The organism is Streptomyces phaeofaciens (assembly GCF_014648915.1).
Lineage (GTDB): Bacteria > Actinomycetota > Actinomycetes > Streptomycetales > Streptomycetaceae > Streptomyces > Streptomyces phaeofaciens.
Map to the genome: position 1 here is coordinate 164,824 of NZ_BMSA01000015.1, position 22,259 is coordinate 187,082.

21 protein-coding genes are annotated in these 22,259 nt (G+C 74.0%); 4 read left to right on the forward strand and 17 right to left on the reverse strand.

The genetic code is table 11. The annotated features are described in order from the left end of the window. The first annotated feature begins 62 nt into the window (after positions 1-62). Positions 63-1,250 (forward strand): serine hydrolase, encoded by a 1,188-nt coding sequence (locus IE275_RS24735; protein WP_189713590.1) that lies wholly within the window; start codon positions 63-65, stop codon positions 1,248-1,250. A gap of 63 nt (positions 1,251-1,313) precedes the next feature. Here the strand turns inward: IE275_RS24735 and IE275_RS24740 are convergent, their stop codons facing one another. Both IE275_RS24740 and IE275_RS24745 read right to left on the reverse strand, forming a co-directional pair. Then, complete coding sequence (locus IE275_RS24740; RefSeq protein WP_189713591.1) at positions 1,314-2,342, reverse strand: zinc-dependent alcohol dehydrogenase; 1,029 nt, start codon at positions 2,340-2,342, stop codon at positions 1,314-1,316. Beyond that, positions 2,335-2,766 (reverse strand): tautomerase family protein, encoded by a 432-nt coding sequence (locus IE275_RS24745; RefSeq protein WP_189713592.1) that lies wholly within the window; start codon positions 2,764-2,766, stop codon positions 2,335-2,337. Before IE275_RS24745 ends, IE275_RS24740 begins: the two co-directional genes overlap by 8 nt. A gap of 107 nt (positions 2,767-2,873) precedes the next feature. Between IE275_RS24745 and IE275_RS24750 the strand changes: the two genes are divergently transcribed. Then, positions 2,874-3,458, forward strand: a complete 585-nt coding sequence (locus IE275_RS24750) for a TetR/AcrR family transcriptional regulator (RefSeq protein ID WP_189713593.1) — start codon at positions 2,874-2,876, stop codon at positions 3,456-3,458. Between the two features lie 60 nt (positions 3,459-3,518). Here IE275_RS24750 and IE275_RS24755 read toward each other — a convergent pair whose 3' ends face one another. The 15 genes from IE275_RS24755 to ispH all read right to left on the reverse strand — a co-directional run bounded on the left by IE275_RS24755 (position 3,519) and on the right by ispH (position 19,548). Continuing rightward, positions 3,519-4,589, reverse strand: a complete 1,071-nt coding sequence (locus tag IE275_RS24755) for a maleylacetate reductase (RefSeq protein WP_189713594.1) — start codon at positions 4,587-4,589, stop codon at positions 3,519-3,521. Further along, positions 4,586-5,455 carry a dioxygenase family protein gene (locus IE275_RS24760; RefSeq protein ID WP_189713595.1) on the reverse strand — a complete coding sequence of 290 codons (870 nt, stop codon included), beginning with the start codon at positions 5,453-5,455 and terminating at the stop codon, positions 4,586-4,588. The genes IE275_RS24755 and IE275_RS24760 overlap by 4 nt, the downstream gene beginning before the upstream one ends. 147 nt (positions 5,456-5,602) lie before the next feature. Further along, positions 5,603-6,256, reverse strand: coding sequence for a class I SAM-dependent methyltransferase (locus IE275_RS46840; protein ID WP_268255286.1), 654 nt, complete (start codon positions 6,254-6,256; stop codon positions 5,603-5,605). Continuing rightward, complete coding sequence (locus IE275_RS24770; protein WP_189713596.1) at positions 6,253-7,701, reverse strand: NAD(P)/FAD-dependent oxidoreductase; 1,449 nt, start codon at positions 7,699-7,701, stop codon at positions 6,253-6,255. The genes IE275_RS46840 and IE275_RS24770 overlap by 4 nt, the downstream gene beginning before the upstream one ends. A gap of 16 nt (positions 7,702-7,717) precedes the next feature. After that, on the reverse strand, positions 7,718-8,653 hold the full coding sequence (locus IE275_RS24775) for an alpha/beta hydrolase (RefSeq protein ID WP_189713597.1): 936 nt from the start codon (positions 8,651-8,653) through the stop codon (positions 7,718-7,720). A 46-nt stretch (positions 8,654-8,699) separates the two neighbouring features. Next, positions 8,700-9,857, reverse strand: coding sequence for a flavodoxin-dependent (E)-4-hydroxy-3-methylbut-2-enyl-diphosphate synthase (gene ispG, locus IE275_RS24780; RefSeq protein WP_189713598.1), 1,158 nt, complete (start codon positions 9,855-9,857; stop codon positions 8,700-8,702). Further along, positions 9,857-11,770 (reverse strand): 1-deoxy-D-xylulose-5-phosphate synthase, encoded by a 1,914-nt coding sequence (gene dxs / locus IE275_RS24785; protein ID WP_189713599.1) that lies wholly within the window; start codon positions 11,768-11,770, stop codon positions 9,857-9,859. Before dxs ends, ispG begins: the two co-directional genes overlap by 1 nt. Positions 11,771-11,772: 2 nt before the next feature. Then, positions 11,773-12,219, reverse strand: a complete 447-nt coding sequence (locus IE275_RS24790) for a DUF6917 domain-containing protein (RefSeq protein WP_189713600.1) — start codon at positions 12,217-12,219, stop codon at positions 11,773-11,775. After that, positions 12,216-13,142 carry a Gfo/Idh/MocA family protein gene (locus IE275_RS24795; RefSeq protein ID WP_189713601.1) on the reverse strand — a complete coding sequence of 309 codons (927 nt, stop codon included), beginning with the start codon at positions 13,140-13,142 and terminating at the stop codon, positions 12,216-12,218. The genes IE275_RS24790 and IE275_RS24795 overlap by 4 nt, the downstream gene beginning before the upstream one ends. Then, positions 13,139-14,269, reverse strand: a complete 1,131-nt coding sequence (locus IE275_RS24800; RefSeq protein ID WP_189713602.1) for an Ldh family oxidoreductase — start codon at positions 14,267-14,269, stop codon at positions 13,139-13,141. The genes IE275_RS24795 and IE275_RS24800 overlap by 4 nt, the downstream gene beginning before the upstream one ends. Continuing rightward, positions 14,266-15,567: a M20/M25/M40 family metallo-hydrolase gene (locus IE275_RS24805; RefSeq protein ID WP_189713603.1), complete on the reverse strand. Its 1,302-nt coding sequence runs from the start codon at positions 15,565-15,567 to the stop codon at positions 14,266-14,268. The genes IE275_RS24800 and IE275_RS24805 overlap by 4 nt, the downstream gene beginning before the upstream one ends. Further along, on the reverse strand, positions 15,564-16,538 hold the full coding sequence (locus IE275_RS24810) for a sugar phosphate isomerase/epimerase family protein (RefSeq protein ID WP_189713604.1): 975 nt from the start codon (positions 16,536-16,538) through the stop codon (positions 15,564-15,566). Before IE275_RS24810 ends, IE275_RS24805 begins: the two co-directional genes overlap by 4 nt. Next, entirely contained in the window at positions 16,528-17,580 is a 1,053-nt protein-coding gene (locus tag IE275_RS24815) for a Gfo/Idh/MocA family oxidoreductase (protein ID WP_189713605.1), read from the reverse strand. The genes IE275_RS24810 and IE275_RS24815 overlap by 11 nt, the downstream gene beginning before the upstream one ends. A 16-nt stretch (positions 17,581-17,596) precedes the next feature. Then, positions 17,597-18,628 carry a polyprenyl synthetase family protein gene (locus tag IE275_RS24820; RefSeq protein WP_189713606.1) on the reverse strand — a complete coding sequence of 344 codons (1,032 nt, stop codon included), beginning with the start codon at positions 18,626-18,628 and terminating at the stop codon, positions 17,597-17,599. Next, on the reverse strand, positions 18,625-19,548 hold the full coding sequence (ispH, locus tag IE275_RS24825; RefSeq protein ID WP_229870528.1) for a 4-hydroxy-3-methylbut-2-enyl diphosphate reductase: 924 nt from the start codon (positions 19,546-19,548) through the stop codon (positions 18,625-18,627). The genes IE275_RS24820 and ispH overlap by 4 nt, the downstream gene beginning before the upstream one ends. Before the next feature lie 379 nt (positions 19,549-19,927). On the opposite strand from ispH, the gene IE275_RS24830 reads away from it, so the two are divergent. Both IE275_RS24830 and IE275_RS24835 read left to right on the forward strand, forming a co-directional pair. Beyond that, the gene (locus tag IE275_RS24830) at positions 19,928-21,133 is read left to right on the forward strand and encodes a DegT/DnrJ/EryC1/StrS family aminotransferase (protein ID WP_373299282.1); all 1,206 of its coding nucleotides are present in this window, start codon (positions 19,928-19,930) and stop codon (positions 21,131-21,133) included. Further along, positions 21,130-22,248, forward strand: coding sequence for a DegT/DnrJ/EryC1/StrS family aminotransferase (locus IE275_RS24835; protein ID WP_189713609.1), 1,119 nt, complete (start codon positions 21,130-21,132; stop codon positions 22,246-22,248). The genes IE275_RS24830 and IE275_RS24835 overlap by 4 nt, the downstream gene beginning before the upstream one ends. Positions 22,249-22,259: the final 11 nt, after the last annotated feature.

Genomic DNA, 22,259 nt, shown 5'->3' on the forward strand with positions numbered 1-22,259 from the left:
CGGCGAGCCCGCCGGGAGCGGCGGTGCGGCCCGGGTCGATGAGGATCGGGGGATCCGAGGCTATGTACGCATCAGTCCGAGGCGGCCTGACGGCCGTCGTCCTGCGGTGGTGTCTGCTGGCCGCGGTGCTGGCCGGCGCGGCGGCGGCCCCCGCCCGCGCCGCCGGGCCGCCGTCCGCACCGCACGGCACACCGTCCGCCGTGAGGGCCGTCGTGGTGCCGCCGGGGGTGACCGCGGGGGTCGCGGTCTTCGACCGGCAGACCGGGACGTTCACCGAGCAGCTCAACCCGCGGACGCAGTTCCGCTCCGCGTCGGTCGTCAAGCTGCTCATCGCTCTCGACCATCTGTGGAACCGCGGCCCGCAGTACACCCTGACGGCCGCCGACCGCGCCCGGTTCGACCTCATGCTGCGCTCCAGCGACGACGACACGGCCTCGGACTACTGGAGGGAGAACGGCGGCGCCGCGATCGTGACCCGGATGGTCTCCCGGCTCGGGCTGGCCGACACCGCGCCGCCTCCGGCGGGCCAGTCGGGCACCTGGGGCTACACGGCCCTGTCGGCGGCCGACACCGTACGGATCTACCGCTATCTGCTGGACACCGCCCCGGCCCCCGTGCGCACGATGATCATGGGTGATCTGCGGCAGTCCACGCGGTGCGGCACCGACGGGTTCGACCAGCGCTTCGGCATCCCGGCGTCGTTCGAGCGGCCCTGGGCGGTGAAGCAGGGCTGGTCGGGCTTCGGCGAGACCGGCACCTGCTCGGACACGGGCAGCGCCGCCGCCGCTGCGACGGCACGGACGCCGGGTGTGGCCGCCGGGGCGGACGACGTGGATCTGACGCGGCGGGCGCTGCACACCACCGGGACGGTGGGGACCGGTGACCGTTCGATCGTCGCCGTGTACACCCTCCAGCCGACGAGCACCTCCTTCGGAGCGGCCTACACCAACCTCGGCCGGCTGGTCCGGTCGCTGGACGTGCCGGGGAGCGTGCGGCCGGAGGGCACCTGGTTCGGCACCTGGGGCACGGACGTCCGGGTGCGGGCCGGCACGGACACCTCGTCGGACGTGCTCACCCGGCTCCCGGCGGGGGTCGAGGTGCTGATCCGCTGCCAGCAGCGCGGCCAGGAGGTCGAGGTGCCGCCGTACGTGAACGACTGGTGGGCCGAACTGCCGCTGTACGGCGGCTACATCACCAACATCTACGTCAGCTCGCCGGAGAACGAACTGCCGGGCGTCCGGCTCTGCTGACGACGGGCGGAAGACGAACGGTGCGGGCGGGGTCCGGGGCGACCGGGACGCCGTCCGCGTCCGCTACGCCACCGTCTCCCGGTGGGCGAGGTCCCGTACGAAGACGGGCTTGAGGTGCTTCTCGGGGAGGGCCTCGGGGAGCTGTTCCCAGTCGAGGACGTGGGAGACGACCCGCTCGGGGGCGACCGTGCCGGTGAGGGCCAGGTCGAGGGCGTCGGGGAGGTGGGCGCGCACGTTGTCGCGGGCGACGCGCAGGGTGACGCCGGTGAGGTACATGTCGAGCAGGGGCAGCTCGCCGGGCCGGAAGTGGTTGCCGGCGGACTCGCAGACACCCTCCGGCGCCAGGGACCTGAGCGCGAGGGCGAGCTGGTCGACACGGCCCGTCGCCTCGACGGCGAGGTCGAAGCCGTGCGGGACGGGTTCCAGGGTCTCGGCGGTGGCGGCGCCGTAGCCGCGCGCGATCTCGCGGTGCCCGGGGTCGGGGTCGACGTACAGGACCTCGCCGGCGCCGAGCGCGCGGGCGATGTCGCACACGTACAGGCCGATGCTGCCGCGGGCGACGACGAGGACGCGGGCGCCGGGCCGCGCCTTCAGATGGGGTGCCACGAGCCGCCAGGACAGCGACCAGTTGTCGCTCGCCGAGGCCATGGCGACGGGGTCCAGGCCGTCCGGCAGCGGTACGAGCATGGCGTCCGCCCAGGGGACACGGACGAGGTCGGAGAAGAGGCCGCCCCAGTCGCCGCCGATCGGCGCGCCGTACATCGCCATGTGCGGTACGGCGGTGCAGTGGGCGGTGAGTCCGGCACGGCAGTGGCCGCAGCCGCCGCAGTTGACGGACCAGGGGACGACGACCAGGTCCCCGGGGGTCACGGACGTCACCGCGTCGCCGATGTCGACGACTTCGGCCACGCATTCGTGGCCGAGGGCGAACGGCGGGTCGAGGAAGCCGTGCCCGGCCAGGATCGCCGAGTCGACGTCGCAGGAGGTCGCGGCGACCGGCGCGACGATCGCCTCCTGGCCGGAGCGGAGTTTCGGGTCGGGCGCCTCGCGCCATCGCACGGTGTGCCGGGCGACGTAGGTCAGTTCACGCATCGGTCCGCCGCCCCTGCGCCAGGGCCACCAGGTCGGCGTGCCGGACGACGGCTCCGCCCGCGCCCCAGGTGCCGTCGGGCTGCTCGTGGACCAGCACCCACACGCGCAGGGCGTCGTCCGGGGCGAGCCCGGCGGCCGCCAGGACGGTGTGCGTGACGTCCTGGACCAGGCCGGCCCGGCGCCGCTCGGAGAGCGCGCCCTGCGGGACGGTGACCTCGACGAGGAAGCGGGGCGTGTCGTCCTCGGCGGTGGTCTGCGCGCCGTCGGGCAGCTCGACGAGGTAGCTCCACGCCTGGGCGCGGAAGAAGGCGGTGTCGGGCGCGCCCTCCCAGCGCAGCAGAACGGCGGCCAGGTCGCGGCGGACCGTGGCGCGGCCCGCCTCGGTGAGCGCGCCGACGGGCACGGTCAGTCTGATCATCGGCATGGCGATCTCCCTCGGCTGCTCCGGCGCAGCTCTGCTCTATGACAGTCGTTATAAACGGAGGTCACGCTAGACTATGACGGTCGTTATAGCCAGAGGGGAGCGCACGCGTGCCCAGAACCAGCCCGCAGGCGCGCGAGCGGATCGTGGCCGGTGCGGCCGACATGATCAGCCGGCGCGGTCTGAACGCCACCAGCATCCGGGAGATGGCCAAGCACGCCAGGGCGCCGCTGGGTTCGACGTACCACTACTTCCCCGAGGGCAAGCAGCAGTTGGCCACGGAGGCCGTGCGGTACGCGGGCGACACGGTCGCGCGGATGCTGCGCAAGGAGCTGGAGGCGGGGCCGGTCGCGGGGCTCACCGCGTTCCTGGCGCTGTGGCGCCGGATCGTCGTCGAGACCGGCTTCCGGGCCGGGTGCCCGGTCCTGGCCGTGTCCATCGAGGAGCCGCCGACGGACGAGATCCCGCCGGCCGTGGCGGCGGCGGCCGAGGTGTTCGAGACCTGGGAGAACCTGCTGGCCACGTCCCTGCGGGAGCACGGGGTGCGGGCCGAGCAGGCGGAGCAGCTCGCGACGCTCGTCGTCGCGGCCGTGGAGGGCACCGTGGCCATGTGCCGCGCCCAGCGCAGCACCCGCCCCCTCGACCGCACCGCCGCGCAGCTCGAGGCGCTGATCGCCGGCGCGGTCGAGGGCTGAGGCGCTCCGCTCCGGCAGCGCCCGGGTGTCGTGCGTACGGGGTCCGAAACCCGCGCGGGGTCAGGGCCGAACGTGTGGCCGGTCGCCCGCGTACGCCGCCCTCAGCAGCTCCCGGACGTCGTCCGGTCCGGCCGCGCGCGGATTGGGGTAGGCCCGGCCCGTCGCCTCGCGCGCGGCGACCGGCAGATCGGCTTCGGTGAGACCGAGCGCGGCCAGCGAGCGGGGTGCGCCGAGGCGGCCGGCGAGGTCCCACAGGGCGTACGGGACGTCGTCGGTGCCGAGGGCCCGGCCGAGCGCCGTCATCGCCGCGGGCACGGCGGGCGCGTTGAACGCGAGGGCGTACGGCAGGACCACGGTGTGCGTCTCGGCGTGCGGCAGGCCGAAGGTGCCGCCGAGGACGTGGCACAGCTTGTGGTGCAGGCCCATGGTGGTGGCGCCCAGGGCGGTGCCGCAGAGCCAGGCGCCGTAGAGGGCACGGCCGCGGGCGTCGAGGTCGCGCGGGTCCGCCGCCAGGTCGGGCAGAGCGGCGGTCATGGCCCGGGCGCCCTCCTCGGCCGTCAGCGACGTCAGCGGGGTGGTGTCCGGGGCGTACAGCGCCTCGGCCGCGTGGGCCACGGCGTTGATGCCACTGGTCACCGAGAGCGCCACCGGGAGCGACAGGGTGAGTTCGGGATCGTAGACGACACTGCGCGGCCGGACCGACGGGTCGCGGCCGGTGCGCTTGGCGCCGTGTTCGGTCAGGCCCCAGACCGGGGTCATCTCGGAGCCGGAGTACGTCGAGGGCACGGCGATCAGCGGCAGGCCCGTGCGCAGCGCGATCATCTTGCCGAGGCCGACCGCGGAGCCGCCGCCGACCGCCACGCAGCCGTCGGCGCGGGTCCGGCGCGCCACCGCCACGGCCCGGTCGGCGACCTCCGCGGGCACATGCATCCGCGCCTCGGGGTGCAGTCCGGCGCAGGCGTCGCCGAGGGCGTCGGCGACCGCGCGGGCGGTCCCGGCGCCGCGCGGCCCGCTGACCACCAACAGGCGTCGCAGTCCCAGGCGTTCGGCCTCGCCGGGGGTCGCGGCGACCGAGGCGCCGGGCCCGAGGACGACCCGCACGGCAGGGCTCTCGTGCACGAACCCCCTCATGACCGGGCCGGTTCGAGGACGAGGTCGAAGCGCGCGTGACGGAAGGGGTTCGGGATGCCGAACTCCCGGGCCAGGGGCGGGTCGTCGGTCTCGGCGAAGTCCTGGACGAGGCTCGCCCGGACCGCGAACACGGCGTCCGAGTCGAGGTGGTCGTCGCCGGCCACGAAGAGGTGTGTGGTGACCGGCAGGTGCCCGTCGGCGGAGGCGATGAAGTGGATGTGCGCCGGGCGGTAGGACGGCCGGCCCGTGGCCCGCAGCAGGTCCCCGACGGGGCCGTCCGTGGGGATGGGGTACGGGCTCGGCACACAGGTGCGGAACCAGAAGCGGCCCTGGTCGTCCGCCGTGAACAGCCCGCGCCCGTTGCCCGCCGGCTGGACGTCCGGCTGCTGCACGTCGTAGTAGCCCTCCGCGTTCGCGTGCCAGACGTCGAGGACCGCGCCGGGCAGCGGGGTGCCGTCCCCGGACAGCACCCGGCCGCTGACGACGCACGGCTCGCCGCCGCCGACCAGGTCGAGGTCGGCGCCGAGCGCCCGGACCGGGGACTCGGTCATGTGGAAGGGGCCGAGGACCGTCGGCTCGGTCACGTCCCCGTGCCCGTGGCTGTTGATCGTCTCGACGAGCATGGAGACACCGAGCACGTCCGACAGCAGGACGAACTCCTGCCGGGTGTCCGAGCACATCCGGCCGGTCGCCGTGAGGAAGCCGACGGCGCGCTCCCACTCCGCCATGGTCGGCTCCGTCTCCCGGACGAAGGCGTGCAGATGGCGGGTGAGGGCGGTGAGCAGCTCGCGCAGCCGGGGGTCGGCCGCGCCCTGGAGGCTGTCGACGACGGCCTCGGTGAGGTGGGTGGTGGATTCGGTGGTCACGTCCGGAAGTCCTTCCCGTCGGACATGTCCGAGAATCCGGCGCACCGCCCCGGTCGGCAAGCGCTCGGCCCCCTTCGTGCCGCGCGGGGACGGGCCGGTCCCGGACCCGGCCCGTCCCCGGGGGCCGCGTCCGGGGCCCGGGGACGCCTACTTCTGCGGCGCCTCGCCCACGGCGACGTACACCCAGCCGCCGTACCGGGTCAGCATGCGGTGGCGGGCCGCGCCCTCCTGGACCGGCTCCCACGGGTGCCGCTGGACCATGCTGACGTCGCCGCCGAACGGGGCGATCATCGGGCCCAGCGCGGGGATGAGCCGGTCCGGCCACCAGCGCGGCAGCCGGTAGTCGAGCACCACCCAGCGCCCGCCCGGGTCCAGCGCCTCGTACCCCCGCTCGACGATCTTGGCGTACTCGCCGATGAGGGTCAGGGAGAAGCAGGCGATGATCCCGCGGACGTTCTCCGGATACTGATACGTCGTCAGGTCGCCCTGGACGAGCGAGACCTGGGAGAGACCGGCCCGCCTCACCCGGTCCTCCGCCTGTTCCAGCATGGCGTCGGTGAGGTCCACGCCGATCACCCGGCCGGTCGGTCCCACCGCCTCGGCGAGCAGGGGGAGGTTGTGGCCGGTGCCGCAGCCGGCGTCGACGACGGTGTCGCCGGGGCGCAGGGCGAGCTGCTCCAGGGCCAGGTGCTTGTAGGCCATCGTGCGCTGGCCGATGAGGTAGAGACGGTTGGAGGTGACGTCGTACCGCTTGGCCCGCTTGCGGTAGACCTCCACCATGCGCTGGGACTCGGTGGTCATGGGCGTTCCTCGGGGAGGCGGGCCCCGCCGGCGCGGCCGGGGGGCGAGGTGGTCGGGGACGGCGCGTTCCGCGGACCGCGCAGCACCGAGGCGAGCACCCTCGGCCGGAGCACGACCTGGGGCGGGGCCAGCAGGTGGGTCATGTCGAACAGGGCCGTGGCCACGGTCCGGTCGGTGGTCGCCACCTTCAGCAGCCGGTCGGTGTAGCGCTTGCCGAGCCGTGCGGCGAGCGGCAGCGGGCCGTCGGCGGCGCCCGGGTACGCCAGGTCGGCGTTGCCCGACAGCATCCACGCGGCGTCCACGCAGCGGGCGATCCGCTTGCGCAGGGGGCTCGTGAGGCCGACCGGGATCCGGCCGGTGCCGCGGGTCCCGGCGCGTTCCAGGGCCCGGCGCAGGACGAGCGCGCTCATGCCCGCGACGGAGATGCCCTGCCCGTACGCCGGGTTGAAGGCGCCGACGGCGTCGCCGAGCACGAGGAAGCGGTCGGGCCAGCGCGTCAGCCGCTCGTAGTGGCGCCGGCGATTCTCCGTGCGGCCCGATCCGTACACCTCGCCCAGGGGTTTCGCGTCGCGGATCGCGTCGTACAGGACGGTGCTGCGCAGGCGCTTGGCGAAGTCGACGAAGCCCGCGTGGTCGAGCGGCGGCCGTTCGCCGCCGAGGCCGGCCACGGAGACCATCCAGCGGTCGTTCTCGATGGGGTTGAGGATCCCGGAGCGGGGCTCCTCGGGGGTGGACTGGAGCAGGACGCACTTCCAGTCGGCGGTGTGGCCGGGCGGGGGTTCGAAGACACAGGTGGCATAGGCGCAGCCGGCGTCCACGACGGTCTCCTCGGGAGCGCCGTAGCCGAGGCTCTGGAGCCAGGCCGGGGCGCGGGAGCCGCGCCCGGTGGCGTCCACGACGAGGTCGGCCTCCCGCTCGTAGGGCTCTCCCCAGCCGGTGCGGGCCGAGGAGTCCCGGTCGCGGAGCAGCACCCCGCGGACGGTGTCGCCCGCTCCGGCGACGAGTCCGACCGCCTCCGACTCCTCGCGGATCTCCACACCGGCCAGCTCGCGCAGCCGGCGGCGCACGGCCCAGTCGAGCAGGTCGCGGGAGCCGGACAGGACCACGTGGCGGCTGTCGAAGCGGTCCACCCAGCCGCCCGCCACCAGGAGCAGCATGTCCTGCGGCATCCGGACCTCGACCATGCCGAGGTCGCGGAGTTCGCCGAGCAGCCCGGGGAAGAGCAGCTCGAGGGAGCGCTGGCCGGCGCCCAGCAGATTGTGGGTGTGCCGGGCCTGGGGCACGCCCCGTCGCCAGCGCGGCTCGTCGGGGTAGCGGTCGCGCTCCACGAGCGTGACCCGGTCCACGTGCGGGGCCAGCGCGGCCGCCGCGCAGAGTCCGGCGAGGCTGCCGCCCAGCACCACGGCGTGGCTGCCGCCGTGCGTGCGGGCACCGAGGTCGGTCATGTCCTGCCCCTTCCTCTCACTCATGGGCCGGGCCGCGGCGGGCGAGCCACTCGTGAGCGGCGGCGTACCAGCTCGGCGCAGTGCGGTGGACGTTGAGGGAGTGGGCGGCGTCGGGGACGACGAACGCCTCCAGGTCGGTGGTGCCGGTGTAGAACTTCCGCTCGTGGGCGACGACGGACGCGGCGTCCTCGGTGGAGACGTCACCGCCGCCGAACAGCCGGTCCTCCTTCCCGACCACCAGCAGGACGGGCACCTGCACCTGGGCGGCCACCTCCGGCTGGTAGATGGCGTCCAGGGTGAAGCCCTCCCCTGCCGTCACGGTCGACTTGGTGTCCTCGTGGTAGGCGGACAGGTCGGGGTCCATGCCGGCCGGGTGTTCGTACAGGGCGGCGCGGCGGCCGGGCAGGGTGGTCAGGTAGTTCTCCGGCGGCTGCGACGGGGCGAGAGTTGCGTCGGCGGAGGCCGGGTAGAGGGCCGGTATCGCCTCCGGGTAGAGCGGGCCGAGGGCGTGCAGCAGGCCCGTGACGATCAGGGCGTCCAGGTCGTGGTGGCGGGCGGCCTCGATCAGGGCGACGCCGGAGCCGAGCGAGTGCCCGACGGCGACCACGTGGCGGAAGGCGGGGCGGCCCGGGGCGCCCTCGCGCAGGGCGGTCACGACCTGGTGCACGGCCTCGACGTTGCTCTCCACCGTGACCTGTTCGGCGGGCGGATGCTCGCTCGCGCCGGTGCCGGGGCGGTCCAGGGCGAGGACGGCGTAGCCCTCGCCGACGGCGTGCCGGGTGTAGTCGAGGGCTCCGGGAGCGGTCCAGTAGCGGCGGTCGTAGGTGAGCCCCGGCAGCAGGAGCTGCACCGTGTCGGGCGGGTCACCGGCCGGGAGGAAGAGTTCCGCGCCGAGCCGCCAGGTGGTGCCGGGGGCGTGCGGAGGGGTCACGTCGAAGCTGACGGAGCTCATACGAATTGCGCCCTTCTGCTGTGCTGGGTTGGCTGCCGCGGCGGCGTCACAGGACGGTGACGTCCGGTTCTCCGGACGGGGTGCCGTCGGCCTGCATCTGCTCGGCGATCTTCATGGCTTCCTCGATGAGGGTCTCGACGATCTTGGACTCGGGGACGGTCTTGATGACCTCGCCCTTGACGAAGATCTGGCCCTTGCCGTTGCCGGAGGCGACGCCGAGGTCGGCCTCGCGGGCCTCGCCGGGACCGTTGACCACGCAGCCCATGACGGCGACGCGCAGCGGCACCTCCATGCCGTCGAGCCCGGCCAGCACCTGGTCGGCGAGCTTGTACACGTCGACCTGGGCGCGGCCGCAGGACGGGCAGGAGACGATCTCCAGGCGGCGCTGCCGGAGGTTCAGCGACTCCAGGATCTGGATGCCGACCTTGACCTCCTCGACGGGCGGGGCCGACAGGGAGACCCGGATGGTGTCGCCGATCCCGTCGGCGAGCAGCGCGCCGAAGGCCACCGCCGACTTGATCGTGCCCTGGAAGACGGGTCCGGCCTCCGTCACGCCCAGGTGGAGGGGGTAGTCGCACTGGGCGGCGAGCTGCCGGTAGGCGTCGACCATGACGACGGGGTCGTTGTGCTTCACCGAGATCTTGATGTCCCGGAAGCCGTGCTCCTCGAACAGCGAGCACTCCCACAGGGCCGACTCCACCAGTGCCTCGGGGGTGGCCCTGCCGTATTTCTTCAGGAGCCGCTGGTCGAGGGAGCCGGCATTGACGCCGATCCGGATCGGTATGCCCGCGTCGGCGGCGGCCTTCGCGATCTCCTTGACCTTGTCGTCGAAGCGTTTGATGTTGCCGGGGTTGACCCGCACGGCCGCGCAGCCGGCGTCGATGGCGGCGAAGACGTACTTGGGCTGGAAGTGGATGTCGGCGATCACCGGGATCTTCGACTTCCGGGCGATCTGCGGCAGGGCGTCCGCGTCGTCCTGGGAGGGGCAGGCGACCCGGACGATCTGGCAGCCGGACGCGGTGAGCTGCGCGATCTGCTGGAGCGTCGCGTCCACGTCGGCGGTGAGGGTCGTGGTCATGGACTGCACGGACACCGGCGCGTCCCCGCCGACCGCCACGGAGCCCACCCGGATCTGCCGTGAGGCGCGGCGGGGGGCGAGCCGGGCGGGGACGGCGGGCATGCCGAGTGCGACGGACGCGGTCATCACACCGCTCCCTTCAGTGGGGGCCGTCCGGTGGCCTCGGCCACCGCTTCCGCGACCTGTGCGGCGATGCCCTCGCTCGTCAGGCCGCACTCCCGGAGCAGTTCGGCGCGGGAGGCGTGCTCCAGGAACCCGGTGGGCACCCCGAGCGTGCGCAGGGCGCGGGGGACGACCCGGGCGTCCCGCAGCGCCGACGCCAGCGTCTGTCCGACACCGCCGGTGCGCAGGCCGTCCTCGGCCGTCACCACGGTGTCGAAGCGGGCGGCCAGGTCCACCAGCGCCCGGGGGACGGGCTTCACCCAGCCGGGGTCGACGACCGTGCAGCCGATGCCCTGCCCGGCGAGCAGGCGGGCGGCCTCCGCACAGGCGCCGCCCAGCGCGCCGACCGCGACGAGCAGGACGTCCTCGCCGGTGCGGGCCAGTACGTCGACGGAGGTGGTGCCGTCCGGGCCGGGGATCCGTTCCTGCGCGGGCAGGTCGGGGGCGAGGGCGCCCTTGGGGTAGCGCAGCAGGGTCGGGGCGTCCTCGGTGTCGAGCGCCTCGTCGAGCAGGCGGCGCAGGGTGGCCCGGTCGCGGGGGGCGGCGATCCGCAGGCCCGGTACGGCCTGGAGCGCGGCCAGGTCCCAGATCCCGTTGTGGGACGCCCCGTCGTCGCCGGTGATCCCGGCCCGGTCGAGGACGAAGGTCACGGGCAGCCGGTGCAGGGCGACATCCATGAGGACCTGGTCGAACGCCCGGTTCAGGAAGGTCGCGTAGACGCACACCACCGGGTGCAGGCCTCCCATGGCCATGCCGGCCGCGCAGGTCACCGCATGCTGCTCGGCGATGCCGACGTCCACCACCCGTGCGGGCAGGGCGCGTTGCAGGGGCAGCAGGCCGGCGGGCTCCAGCATGGCGGCGGTCAGCGCGACGACGTCGGGCCGCCGTTCGGCCTGGGCGAGGAGTTCCTCGCCGAAGGCCGCCGTCCAGCTCGGTCCGCCGGCGGAGCTCGGCTGTCCGGGGGCGGGGGCGGCGCGTACGGCGTGGAAGCGGTCCCGGGTGTCCTCCTCGGCGGGCGCGTACCCGCGGCCCTTCTCGGTGATGCAGTGCACCACCACCGAGCCGCCGAAGGCCCTGGCGCGGCGCAGCGCCGCCTCGACGGCCTCGCGGTCGTGGCCGTCGACGGGCCCGAGGTACTTCAGGCCGAGATCCTCGTAGAGCGCCTGCGGGGTGAGGAAGTCCTTGAGGCCCTTCTTCGCCCCGTGCAGGGCGCGGTAGACGGTGTCGCCGACGGCGGGGACGCCCTGGAGGGTGTACTTGGCGCGTTCCAGGAACTCCTCGTAGCCGCGCGAGGTCCGCAGTGCCGCGAGGTGCTGGGCGAGTCCGCCGACGGTCGGGGCGTAGGAGCGGGCGTTGTCGTTGATGACGACGACCAGCGGACGGCCGGGCGCGGCCGCGATGTTGTTAACGGCCTCCCAGGACATGCCGCCGGTGAGCGCGCCGTCGCCGATCACGGCCACCACATGGCCCGGGTCGCCGCGGGTCTGGCGGGCGTGGGACAGGCCGTCGGCGTAGGACAGGGCCGTGGAGGCGTGCGAGTTCTCCACCAGGTCGTGCTCGGACTCGGCCCGGCTGGGGTATCCGGACATGCCGCCGCGGGTGCGCAGTGTGGCGAAGTCGGCGGCCCGGCCGGTGAGGAGCTTGTGCACATAGGCCTGGTGGCCGGTGTCCCAGACGAGGCTGTCGCGCGGGGAGTCGAAGACGCGGTGCAGGGCGAGGGTCAGCTCGACCACGCCCAGGTTGGGGCCGAGGTGACCGCCGTTGCGGGTCACCCGTTCGATGAGCAGCTCCCGGATCTCGTCGGCGAGCCGGTCGAGCTCCAGGGGGTCGAGGCCGCGCAGGTCGGCCGGAGACTTGAGGCGTTCCAGGAGTTCCAAGGTCAGCTCCTCGTTCCCACGGGCCGGTCGGCGCGGACGTCCGCCGTGATCTGCCGGAAGGACACCGGCGTCTCGGGACGCAGGTCCAGGTCGGGTCCGGTCACCAGGGTGTCGACGGCGATCAGCACGTTGTAGTGGTTGGGGAAGTGGCAGGAGTCGAAGCCGAGCACGGTGCCCGCGCGACGGCCGTCGACCCACACCTCGTCGCCCCGGTCGATCACGCCGGCGCCCTGGATCTCGGCGAAGCCGAGGAAGCCGACCCGGTCGACGCGGGCTCCGGGCGGACTGCCGGCCTGGTCGGTGGTGACCAGTTCGTGCACCTCGCCGGCGCGGACGCAGCGGCTGGTGAACTCCTCCAGCCGCATGCCCCGGTCGTCCCGGCGGTGGGTCAGCACCTTGACGACGGTGGCGTGCACGGCGCGTTTGGCGCCGTCCTCGCGCGGGTTCACCGGACGGCTCCTTCCGCGCGGTAGACCGCGTCGACGAGTTCGAGGGCGGCGAGTCCGTCGCCGGCGGCGTCCCGTCCGGCGCGCAGCCGGGTGTCGAAGTCGGTGAGGACGCCGACGTACTCGTGCCAGAGCGAGCCCTTGAACTCGGGGTGTCCGGCGAGCATGTCGGCGAACAGCCGGGTGCCGTCGGCGAGTTCGACGCTGACGTCCTTGACCTCCCCGTCGTAGGACCAGTCCAGCTCGACCCGGGCGGTGACGCCGAGCGTCGAGCGCAGGGCGACGGCGGCCCGGCGGTCGGTGCCCAGCTCGTCGCGGTGGACGTCGGCCCCGGTCAGTTCGACGTCGCCGAGGAACAGCCGTACCAGGTCGAAGGCGTTGGGGCCGTTGTCGGCCACGCAGCCGCCGCCGCAGCGGTCGGCGTCCAGGTACCAGCGGTCGCTGCCGGCGTGGTCCTCGATGCGTTCCAGGTAGCGGACGGTGAGGGAGCGCACGGGGGCGTCGGCGGCGGCGACCTCCTCCAGCAGCCGCAGGACGGCGGAGTTGTAGCGGCGGTGGAAGGAGGTGAAGAGGGTGACGCCTTGCTCCCGGGCCAGCGCGGCGAGGGCGCGGCCGTCCTCGACGCGGGTGGCGAGCGGCTTCTCCACGCACACCGCGAGCCCCGCGGCGAGGGCGTCGCCGCACACCGCGGCGTGCGCGTCGTTGGGGACGTTCACGACGACGGCGTCCACGGCGGCGTCGGCCAGCAGTTCGGCGTGGCCGGTGTAGCACTTGGCGATGTCGTGGAACGGCTCCAGGGCGGCGGGGCGCAGATCGCACACGGCGGCGAGGTCGACGCCGGGCAGCCGGTCGAAGGCGGCGACGTAGAACTTCGAGATGACACCGAGGCCGATGAGGCCGACCCGGGTCCGCGCGGGCCGGGTCATCGGGCCACCGCCTCGGGGAACGCGAGGCCCCGTTCGGCGGCCAGGGCGGTCAGTTCGGTGTGCTGGGCGGCGGACAGCGGTACCCCGTGTTCCCGGCGCCGCGCGGCGGTCAGCTCCTCGGGCCGGCCGGGGTAGCTCACCGGTCGGGCCGGGTCGAGGGGCGGGCAGTCCAGGAGCGTCCCGAAGAGGCCGTCGGCCTCGGCGAGGAAGTCGCCTCCGGCGCGCAGCGCGCCGGGGGCCAGGACCAGGGCGGTGAGGCCGATGTCGTCGTCCCGTCCGGAGGGCCGCCCGTCGCCGGTCAGGGCCTCCGGGGCGGGGCCGAGTCCCGCGCCGGGCACCAGCGCGGCCAGCACCTCGACCATCAGGCCGAGTCCGTAGCCCTTGAAGGCGCCGGTGGCGGGGTCGCCGCCGAGCCAGCGCAGGAAGCCCTCGCCGGTGTCCAGGGCCCCGGGATCGGTCACCGGGCGGCCCTCGGCGTCCTCGAGCCAGCCCTGCGGTATCGGCTCCCCGGCGCGGGCGGCGGCGCGCACCTTGCCGGTGGGCACCACGGTGGTGCTCATGTCGAGGACGTACGGCGGGCGGTCGCCGGCGGGTGCGGCGACGCTGAACGGGTTGGTGCCGAGCAGTGCGGCCCGGCCGCCCGGCGGGCGGGCGATGCGCTGCCGGCCGCAGTTGGAGGCGAGGACGGCGACCATGCCGCGCCGGGCGATCCGGGCCGTGTGGTAGCCGGCGCAGCCGAAGTGGGTGGCGTCGCGCATGGTCACCAGGGCGACGCCGGTCTGCGCCGCGCGGTCGGCGGCCAGTTCCAGCGCCTCGGTGGCCGCCCACAGCCCGAGGGAGCGGCGTCCGTCGAGGAGGACGGCGGCACCGGTGTCGGTGATCTTCTCCGGTTCGGCGCCGGCGTCGATACGGCCCTCGTCGAGGGCGGGCAGGTACAGCCGGGTGAGGTTGGCGAGGCCGTGCGAGGTGAGCCCGGTGAGGTCGCCGTGGACCAGCGCCTCGGCGGCCGTGCGGGCGCGTTCCCGCGGCACCCCTCGGTCGGCGAAGGCCTCGGCGGTGAAGGCCACGAGGGCGTCGTGGGAGACGGTCACCCCGTCGTGCGGCGGGGCGTCGGTCGACTGGGTCACTGTCGTGTTCCTCCCGTGGCGGCGTGGTGCCGGGCGGCGAAGCGGACGAGGACGCCGCTCACCGCCCCGGCGAAGGCATCGAGGTCGGACAGGTCGGCGTACTCCCCCGCCGCGTGCGCGTGGTTGCGGCCGAGGTCGCCGGGGCCGAGGACGGCGGTGTAGGCGCCGGGCAGGCCGGCCGCCCACAGGGCGTCGCAGGTGAACGCGGGCTCGTCGTCCGGCCACCGGCTCAGCCCGCTCTCCTTCTCCAGCAGCCGGACGGCCCAGGGGTCGTCGGCGGGCGTGAGGGCGGGCAGTCCGCGCTTGTGCCATTCGACGCGGGTGATGGCGGCGGCGTCGGCGGCGGTGCGGGCCAGGTCGTGGTGGCCGCCGTGCAGGGCGGTGAACTCCCGTAGCCCGTCGGCGACCTCGCGCTCCAGACGGGCGGCCAGGGCCCGACCCGCGGCGGAGTCGGGGTAGGAGCAGTTGAGCAGGAGCCGGCCGGTGCCGTACACCCGGTTGTGGAGGTGTCCCGTGTGCAGGCCGGCGACACAGACCTGGCCGCCGCCCGCCCGCTCCGGGAGCCGGGTGGCGAGCCGCTGGGCGAGGTGGCCGAGCAGGACGGTGGCGTTGTGTCCGGCGGCGGGACGGTCGTCGATGGCGTCGTCGCCGTCGACGCGGACGCAGGCGGTCATGGCGGCGGTGGAGCGTGGCAGCAGCCGCATCCCGGTGGGCTCGCAGAACAGGTTGAGCCGGCCGTACCAGCCGCGGCGGATCAGCGGACGGGTGCCGAACACGCCCATGGCGCCGCCCTCTTCGCCGGACACCGCCTGGACGAGCACGCGGGTGCCGGCCGCGAGGGCGGGTACGGCGTCGAGGGCGGCCCGGATCCCCGCCAGCAGGGCCACGGCGGGCCCCTTGGCGTCGATGGCGCCGCGGCCGGTGAACCGCGTCCCGTCGAAGCCGACCGGTTCGGTGCCCGCGACGGTGTCGAGGTGCACGTTGAACATCACGGTGTCCGCCTGCGGCAGCTCGGGGCCGAGCGCCAGCACGAGGGAGGGCTGTACGGCGAGGAAGCGGGGGTCCTCGTCGACGGCCCTGCGCACGGCGAGCGGCACCTGTTCGTCCGTCAGCTCGGCCGGGTCGGCGGCGGCGTGGTGCAGGACCTCGAAGCCCAGCGGACGGGCGGCCTCGGCGTAGGCCCGCTGGGCGTCCCACAGCCGGGGTTCGCCGTCGCCCTCCAGCGGTCCCGCGGTGGGCAGTTCCAGCAGGTGCAGCAGCAGGTCGCGTTCGGCGGGGCGCAGTCCGGCGCCGGTCATGGCGTGGCCTCCCCGGTCAGGCCGGCTGCCAGGGCTTCCAGGGCGCGGCCGTAGCGGACGAATTCGGCGACTCCGTCCCGGCCGGCGTCCGTGCGGCCCTCGTGGGGGCGGACGGTCCGGTGCGGCTCGATCGACCAGGTGCCGGTGTAGCCGTGGTCGAGGAGCAGCCGCAGACAGTCGGCGACCCGGCAGCCGCCCTCGCCGGGCAGGGTGTAGACGGCTTCGCCGGCCTCGGCGCGGGCGTCCTTGACCTGGACGTGGTCCACCCAGGCGACGAGTTCGGTGAGCAGGTCGTACGCCTCGTAGCCGTACGCCACCCCGTTGCCGGTGTCGAAGACGAGCCGGAGCGCCGGGCTGTCGACCTCGGCGAGCAGCCGCAGCGCGCGGGCCGCGTCGGCGCCGGCCCAGCCCGCGCAGTTCTCGTGCAGCAGGACGAGTCCGGCGTCCTCGGCCTGCCGGGCGAGGCGGGTCATCCGGTCGAGGGTGCGGCGGGCCCACTCCGGCTCGTCGAGCGGGGCGGCGGGGTCGTTGGGGTAGGACATCACGCGGATGTGGCGGGTGCCGAGCGCGGCGCACCTCGGGGCCAGGCGCTCCAGTTCGCCGCGGTCCAGCGCGAAGTCGCCGGTCACGGGGCGGGCCCAGTTGGCGATGCGGGAGTCCACGCACACGACGTCCAGGCGCGCCTCGTCCAGGGTCTGGGCGACCCGGTCGAACGCGGCGTCGTCGAGGTCGGCGAGGGCGGTGCCGTCGATGTCGCGCAGTTCCACGGCGGACCAGCCCAGCAGCCGGTGGGCCCGGACCTGACCGGCGAGGTCGGGCGCGGCCTCGTCGCCGATGCCGGCGTAGCGGATGCCGGGCGGGGGCGGGAGCGGGGACGTGGGCAGTGGCGAGGGCGTGCCCGCGGCGGACGCGGGCGGGGGCAGTGGCCCGGGGTCGCCCGCCGTGGACCGGGTTTCCGTGTCACCCCGCATGGCTCACCCGCCGTCCGGTGGGCCCGGCGGACGGGAGGGCGTCCGCCGGGCCGGGCCGCCGGCTCGCCTCCTTGGCGTCGGCGAGCAGCTCCACCACGCGGGAGGCGAGGCGCAGTTGGGGCTCCAGGGCGGTTCCGTCGCGCAGGGCGCGGTAGGTGTCGACGAAGTACGCGGACAGCGCGTCGTCGGGGAAGACCTCCCAGGTCTCGGGGTGGCCGGTGCGGCTGAACCGCAGCTGGGCGTAGTGGTCGTCCTCGGCGCCCGGGTAGTGCGCGACCGCCCGGCCGTCGGTGAACTCCAGCTGGACGCGGCGCTCGCGGACCGGGGCGGTGAGGTCGGAGACGATCCGGCTGGTCGCCGCCTGGTGGCGCACGACCAGTTCGGCGCGGCCCATGCCGGGGATGACGGTGTCGCCGATCCGCATGTCGGTCAGTTCGGCGGTGGCGAGGACGGCGTCCCCGGCGAGCCGCAGACAGACCCCGAGGGAGTGCGGGGGTTCGACGTCGAACGCGGTGGGGTGGCCGCCGTCGGCCAGGGTGCGGCTCATCCGCGGCTTGCTCTGTGTCACGTCGATGGAGCGCAGCTCACCGAGGTCGCCGTCCTCGACGAGGCGGTCGAGCCGTGCGGTCAGCGAGCTGGCCAGCCAGGGGGCGACGATCGCCAGGCTCAGCCGTTCGGCGCGGGCGAGGGCGAGGATGTCCTGGACGGCCCGGCGCTCGACCGCGAGGGGCTTCTCGACGATGATCCGGCGGAAGCCGGCGGCGGCGAGTTCGCGCAGCAGGCCGAGCCGGGCGACGGGCGGGGTGCACAGGTGGACGACGGTGCGCTCGGGGTCCAGCAGGGTGCGGGCCTCGGCGACCGAGGAGACGGGGCGCAGTCCCTCGGCCCGCGGGGGTGCCGAGGGGGCGAGCGGGTCGAAGGTCAGGGCGGGGGCCGGGTCGAAGAGATCGGTGTGCCGCCCGGCGGCGCGCAGTCTGCGCAGGACCGCCCAGTGCAGTCCGAGGCCCGCCCGCCCGAGCCCGATGATCAGTGTCCGCTCCATGCCGGTACGGCTCCTCTCAGCGGTCCCGGTACGCCACACGTGTGGTGAGTTCCGTCAGCTCGGTGCGCCAGCGCGGCACCAGGGGTGCGTCGGCCACGGCCCGGCGGGCCTGGTCGACGAGGTGCGCGATGCGCTGCTCGACCTCGTCGGCGACGCCGGTCACGACGAGCAGTTCGCGCATCCTGGCCGCGCCCTCGGGTCCCGCGGGCGCGGCGGCGAGTTCCCTGATCCGCTCGTCCCGGCGTACGGCGAGGCTGAGCAGGTAGCTCATCTTGAACCGGTCGAAGTCGAGACCGGTGGGCTTGCCGGTGTCCTCGGAGTCGCCGAAGGCGTCGATGAGGTCGTCCCGGAGCTGGAACGCCTCCCCGAGCGGCAGGCCGTACCCCTCGAAGACGTCGGCGAGGTCGGGCCGGCCCGCGAGGGCGGCGCCGAGCTGGAGGGGGCGGTGGATGGTGTAGCGGCCCGACTTGCAGACCGCGATCCAGCGGGAGAGTTCCGGGTCGGCCACCCCTTCGGCGGCGACGGCGATGTCGAGGTACTGGCCGACGGTGACCTCGACCCGGGTCTCGTCCCAGACGGCCCGGGCCGCCGCGGGCAGTGTGCGGGTGAGCCGGTCCGCGTAGACGTGCGCGAGGTCGGCGGCGAGGTTGGCGACGCCCTCGCCGTAGCGGCGGGGTTCGCCGCGCAGCAGGCGTGCCCGGTGGTCCTTGGCGTGCCGTTCGTGGGCGGTGACGGCGCCCCGGCGCAGCGGGGAGTCGTCGAGGACGTCGTCGCGCAGCAGGGCGAAGCTGTGCAGGAGTTCGAGGGCGGCGGCCGCGTCGACGGCCTGGGCCTCGCCGGGGTCGCCGCCGGCGGCGAGATGGCCGAGAAGGCAGAAGCGGGGGCGCAGCAGTTTGCCCTTGGCGGTGGTGATGGCGGTGACGGTGTCGACGAACGCGGCGCAGCGCGGGTCGACGGCGGTCCAGCGCGCGCTCTCCTGGGTCAGGACGGTGTCGATGCGCCGCTGGACGTCGTCCAGCGACCGGGTGAGGACGTCGTCGTCGCTCATGCCGTGCCTTTCAGTGCGGAGGGCAGCCCGAACACGATGTCCTCGGTGGCGGTCCGTTCGACCTCGACGGTGGCGTAGCCCAGGTCGGCGAGGCGGCGCAGCAGGGCGTCCACGAGGGTGCCGGGGGCGCTGGCGCCGGCGCTGACGCCGACCGAGTCCACGCCGGTGAGCCAGCTCTCGTCGAGGTCGTCGGGGCTGGGGAGGAGGTGGGCCGGGGTGCCGGCGTCGCGGGCGACCTCCACCATGCGGACGGAGTTGCTGGAGTTGGTGGAGCCGACGACGAGGACGAGGCCGGTGCGGGCGGCGACGGCCTTGACCGCGTTCTGGCGGTTCTGGCTGGCGTAGCAGATGTCGTCGCTGCCGGGACCGCGCAGATCGTCGAAGCGCTCCTCCATCGCCTCGATGATCTCCTTGGTCTCGTCCAGGGCGAGGGTGGTCTGGGTGAGGTAGGCGACCGGTGCGTCGCGCGGCAGGTCCAGGGCGCGCACCTCCTCGACGGTGCTGACGACCAGGGTGCGTTCGGGTGCCTCGCCGTAGGTGCCCTCGACCTCCTCGTGCTCGGCGTGGCCGATGAGCAGGATCGTGCGGCGGTCCTCGGCGAACCGCCGGGACTCCTGGTGCACCTTGGAGACGAGGGGGCAGGTGGCGTCGATCACCTGGAGTTCGCGGTCGGCGGCGCCCCGGCGGACGGCGGGCGAGACGCCGTGGGCGGAGAACACGCAGAGGGCGCCGACCGGCACCTCCTCCTCGGAGTCCACGAAGTGCGCGCCACGGGACTCGAGGTCGCGCACCACGTGTTCGTTGTGGACGATCTGCTTGCGTACGTAGACGGGCGGGCCGAAGCGTTCCAGTGCGGCCTCGACGATGTCGATGGCCCGTTGTACACCGGCACAGAAACTGCGCGGTTCGGCAAGAACCACGGTTTTCCCGCGGGAGCCCGCCGATTTTTCTGAGGTTCCGGAATTGTCCAGCGATTTCAAGGAGAGCACATCCTCTGTCACCCGCTCATCGGACACGGACTGATGCGGTGCGGCGACGCGACGGCGCTCCGGAAAACCTGCGGTGGGGCGGGTTGCCGTGTCAAGCGTCCGGCGTTCACAGCCGTGTCGCCAAGGTCGCCGACGGCATGTCACACACCCTGTTCGACCTGGTGATTCGTCGCTTTCACGACCTCGGCATGACTGATACTTGCCAGGTCCCCGCCCCCGGCGCTGACAAGGGTTTGCCATTGCCGCCGGGAAAACGAGCCGCTTAGCTTCGCACATCCATATCTCCGCCCGGTACACGGAGGATTACCGCGTGATCTCCCCTACCCGGAGCACCGATCGAAACAGCGAACCGGAAACAGAACACCCGGTTCCGTTCTTCACTCAGGCCGGCACCTTCACCGACTGTTGGCCTGATATCAATCGCCATCTCAACGAGATGTTCGACCGTGGTAAGTACTCTCACGGCCGGCAGGTCGCCGAACTGGAAAAGGCACTCGCCGAATACACCGGAGCACGCCATGTCGTGGCGGTGAACAGCGGTACGGACGCCCTCGTCCTGCTGCTGCGCGCCTGCGGGGTCGGTCCCGGCGACGAGGTCGTCGTGCCCGCCTTCAGCTTCGTCGCCTCGGCCTCCTCGGTGGCGCTGGCCCGTGCCACCCCGGTGTTCGCCGACATCGATCCGGTGACCTACTCGCTGGACCCGGAGTCCGTCGAGGCGGCCCTCACCCCGCGCACCCGGGCGATCATGCCGGTGCACCTGTTCTGGCAGCTCGCGGACATGGGGGCGCTCGGCGCCCTGGCCGCGCGGCACGGCCTGAAGGTGGTGGAGGACAGCGCGGAGGCCATCGGCATGCGCCGCGACGGCGTCCACGCCGGTCTGCTGGGCGACGGCGGTGTGCTGTCGTTCTTCCCCACCAAGACCCTGGGCGCGCTGGGCGACGCCGGGGCCGTCCTGACGGACGACCCGGAGATCGCCGAGCGGGTCGCGATCCTGCGCCACCACGGCCGGATGGGCCGCACGGTGGACCACATCGCCGGGATCTCCAACCTCTCCGGGGCCTCGGGCACCAACAGCAAGATGGACGACATCCAGGCGTCCGTGCTGCTCGGCAAGCTGCCCCGGCTGGACGCCGCGATCGCCCGGCGCGCCGAGCTGGCGACGGCGTACACCGAACTGCTGCGCGACGTGCCGGGCGTCCTCCGGCTGCCGACGGTGGCCGCGCGGGACGTACCGGCCGATCCGGTGTTCTACGTGTACGTGATCGAGGTGGAGCGGCGCGACGCCCTGGTGGAGCACCTCACCCGCGAGGGCATCGGCACCGAGGTCTACTACCCGACCCCGCTGCACCTCCAGCCCTGCTTCGCCGAACTCGGCCACCGCCGGGGCGACTTCCCGCACGCGGAGGCCGCCTGCGAGCGCACCGTCGCGCTTCCCTTCCACCCCGACCTCGGCCTCGACGACGTGCACCGGGTGGGCGAGGCCGTCCGCCGCTTCTACACGGGGGCCGCATCATGAGGACTCTGCCCTTCTTTCCCCCCGATCTCTTCGAGGAGGACCGCGAGGCGCTGCTGTCGGCCGTGCACGAGCTGGGCACGGGCGCGGCCCAGCGGTTCATCCTGGGCGAGCGGACCGCCGAACTGGAGGAGGCGCTGCGCGAGTCGACGGGCGCCGGCCACGCGGTCGCCTGCGCGAGCGGCACCGGGGCGCTGGAGCTGTCCGTGCGCGCGCTGGGCATCGGCCCGGGCGACGAGGTGATCGTGCCGGCCTTCTGCTGCCAGCCGGTGGCCAGTTCGGTGGCGAACACGGGCGCCACTCCGGTGTTCGCCGATGTGGACCCGTGGACCATGGTGCTGGACCCGGACGCCACGAAATCGCTGATCACCGAGCGCACCAAGGCGCTGATGCCGGCCCATGTCTTCTCGATCATGGCGGACATGGAGCGGCTGGGGGCGATCGCCCGTGAGCACGGTGTCGCGCTGATCGAGGACGCGGCGGTCGCCCAGGGCGCCGTCCTGGACGGCCGGCCCGCCGGCCGCTGGGGCGATCTCGGGGTGTTCTCCTTCTTCCAGGTCAAGGCGTTCGGCACGGCGGGCGAGGGCGGGGTGGTCCTCACCGACGACCCCGAACTGGCCCGGGCCGCCCGGATGCTGCGCAACCACGGGCAGGACGGCGTGCACCGCTTCCTGCACCACCGGATCGGCCAGAACAACCGGTTCGACGAGGTGCTCGCCGCCTTCCAGCTGCACCGGCTGCCCGGTTTCCCGGACCGGCTGGAGCGCCGCGCGCGGATCGCCGACTACTACACCGAGCGCTTCGAGCCGCTGCGCGAGCGCGGCGTGCTGGCCCCGCCCGCCGGGCGCAACGGCCGCTGCTACTACGTCTACTCGCTCCTCGTCGACCGCCGCGAGGACCTGCGCGCCTATCTGACGGAACACCAGATAGGCAGCCACATCTACTACCCCGTGCCGCTCCCCCGGCAGCCCGCCTTCGCACCGTGGGCGGCACCGGACGGGGCCTGGCCGAACGCCGAGCGGGCCTCGGCGCGCAATCTGGCCATCCCGATCTGGCCCCATCTGACCGACGCCGAGGTGGAGTTCATCGCCGACACGGTCTGCGAGTTCTACGCATGAGCACGCGAGAG

What these genes read in the sequence shown, in the direction of transcription:
- IE275_RS24735 (WP_189713590.1), top strand. Translation starts at nt 63, where the DNA reads ATGTACGCATCAGTCCGAGGCGGCCTGACGGCCGTCGTCCTGCGGTGG.
- IE275_RS24740 (WP_189713591.1), bottom strand. Translation starts at nt 2,342, where the DNA reads ATGCGTGAACTGACCTACGTCGCCCGGCACACCGTGCGATGGCGCGAG.
- IE275_RS24745 (WP_189713592.1), bottom strand. Translation starts at nt 2,766, where the DNA reads ATGCCGATGATCAGACTGACCGTGCCCGTCGGCGCGCTCACCGAGGCG.
- IE275_RS24755 (WP_189713594.1), bottom strand. Translation starts at nt 4,589, where the DNA reads ATGAGGGGGTTCGTGCACGAGAGCCCTGCCGTGCGGGTCGTCCTCGGG.
- IE275_RS46840 (WP_268255286.1), bottom strand. Translation starts at nt 6,256, where the DNA reads ATGACCACCGAGTCCCAGCGCATGGTGGAGGTCTACCGCAAGCGGGCC.
- IE275_RS24770 (WP_189713596.1), bottom strand. Translation starts at nt 7,701, where the DNA reads ATGACCGACCTCGGTGCCCGCACGCACGGCGGCAGCCACGCCGTGGTG.
- IE275_RS24775 (WP_189713597.1), bottom strand. Translation starts at nt 8,653, where the DNA reads ATGAGCTCCGTCAGCTTCGACGTGACCCCTCCGCACGCCCCCGGCACC.
- ispG (WP_189713598.1), bottom strand. Translation starts at nt 9,857, where the DNA reads ATGACCGCGTCCGTCGCACTCGGCATGCCCGCCGTCCCCGCCCGGCTC.
- IE275_RS24795 (WP_189713601.1), bottom strand. Translation starts at nt 13,142, where the DNA reads ATGACCCGGCCCGCGCGGACCCGGGTCGGCCTCATCGGCCTCGGTGTC.
- IE275_RS24805 (WP_189713603.1), bottom strand. Translation starts at nt 15,567, where the DNA reads ATGACCGGCGCCGGACTGCGCCCCGCCGAACGCGACCTGCTGCTGCAC.
- IE275_RS24810 (WP_189713604.1), bottom strand. Translation starts at nt 16,538, where the DNA reads ATGCGGGGTGACACGGAAACCCGGTCCACGGCGGGCGACCCCGGGCCA.
- IE275_RS24815 (WP_189713605.1), bottom strand. Translation starts at nt 17,580, where the DNA reads ATGGAGCGGACACTGATCATCGGGCTCGGGCGGGCGGGCCTCGGACTG.
- IE275_RS24820 (WP_189713606.1), bottom strand. Translation starts at nt 18,628, where the DNA reads ATGAGCGACGACGACGTCCTCACCCGGTCGCTGGACGACGTCCAGCGG.
- IE275_RS24835 (WP_189713609.1), top strand. Translation starts at nt 21,130, where the DNA reads ATGAGGACTCTGCCCTTCTTTCCCCCCGATCTCTTCGAGGAGGACCGC.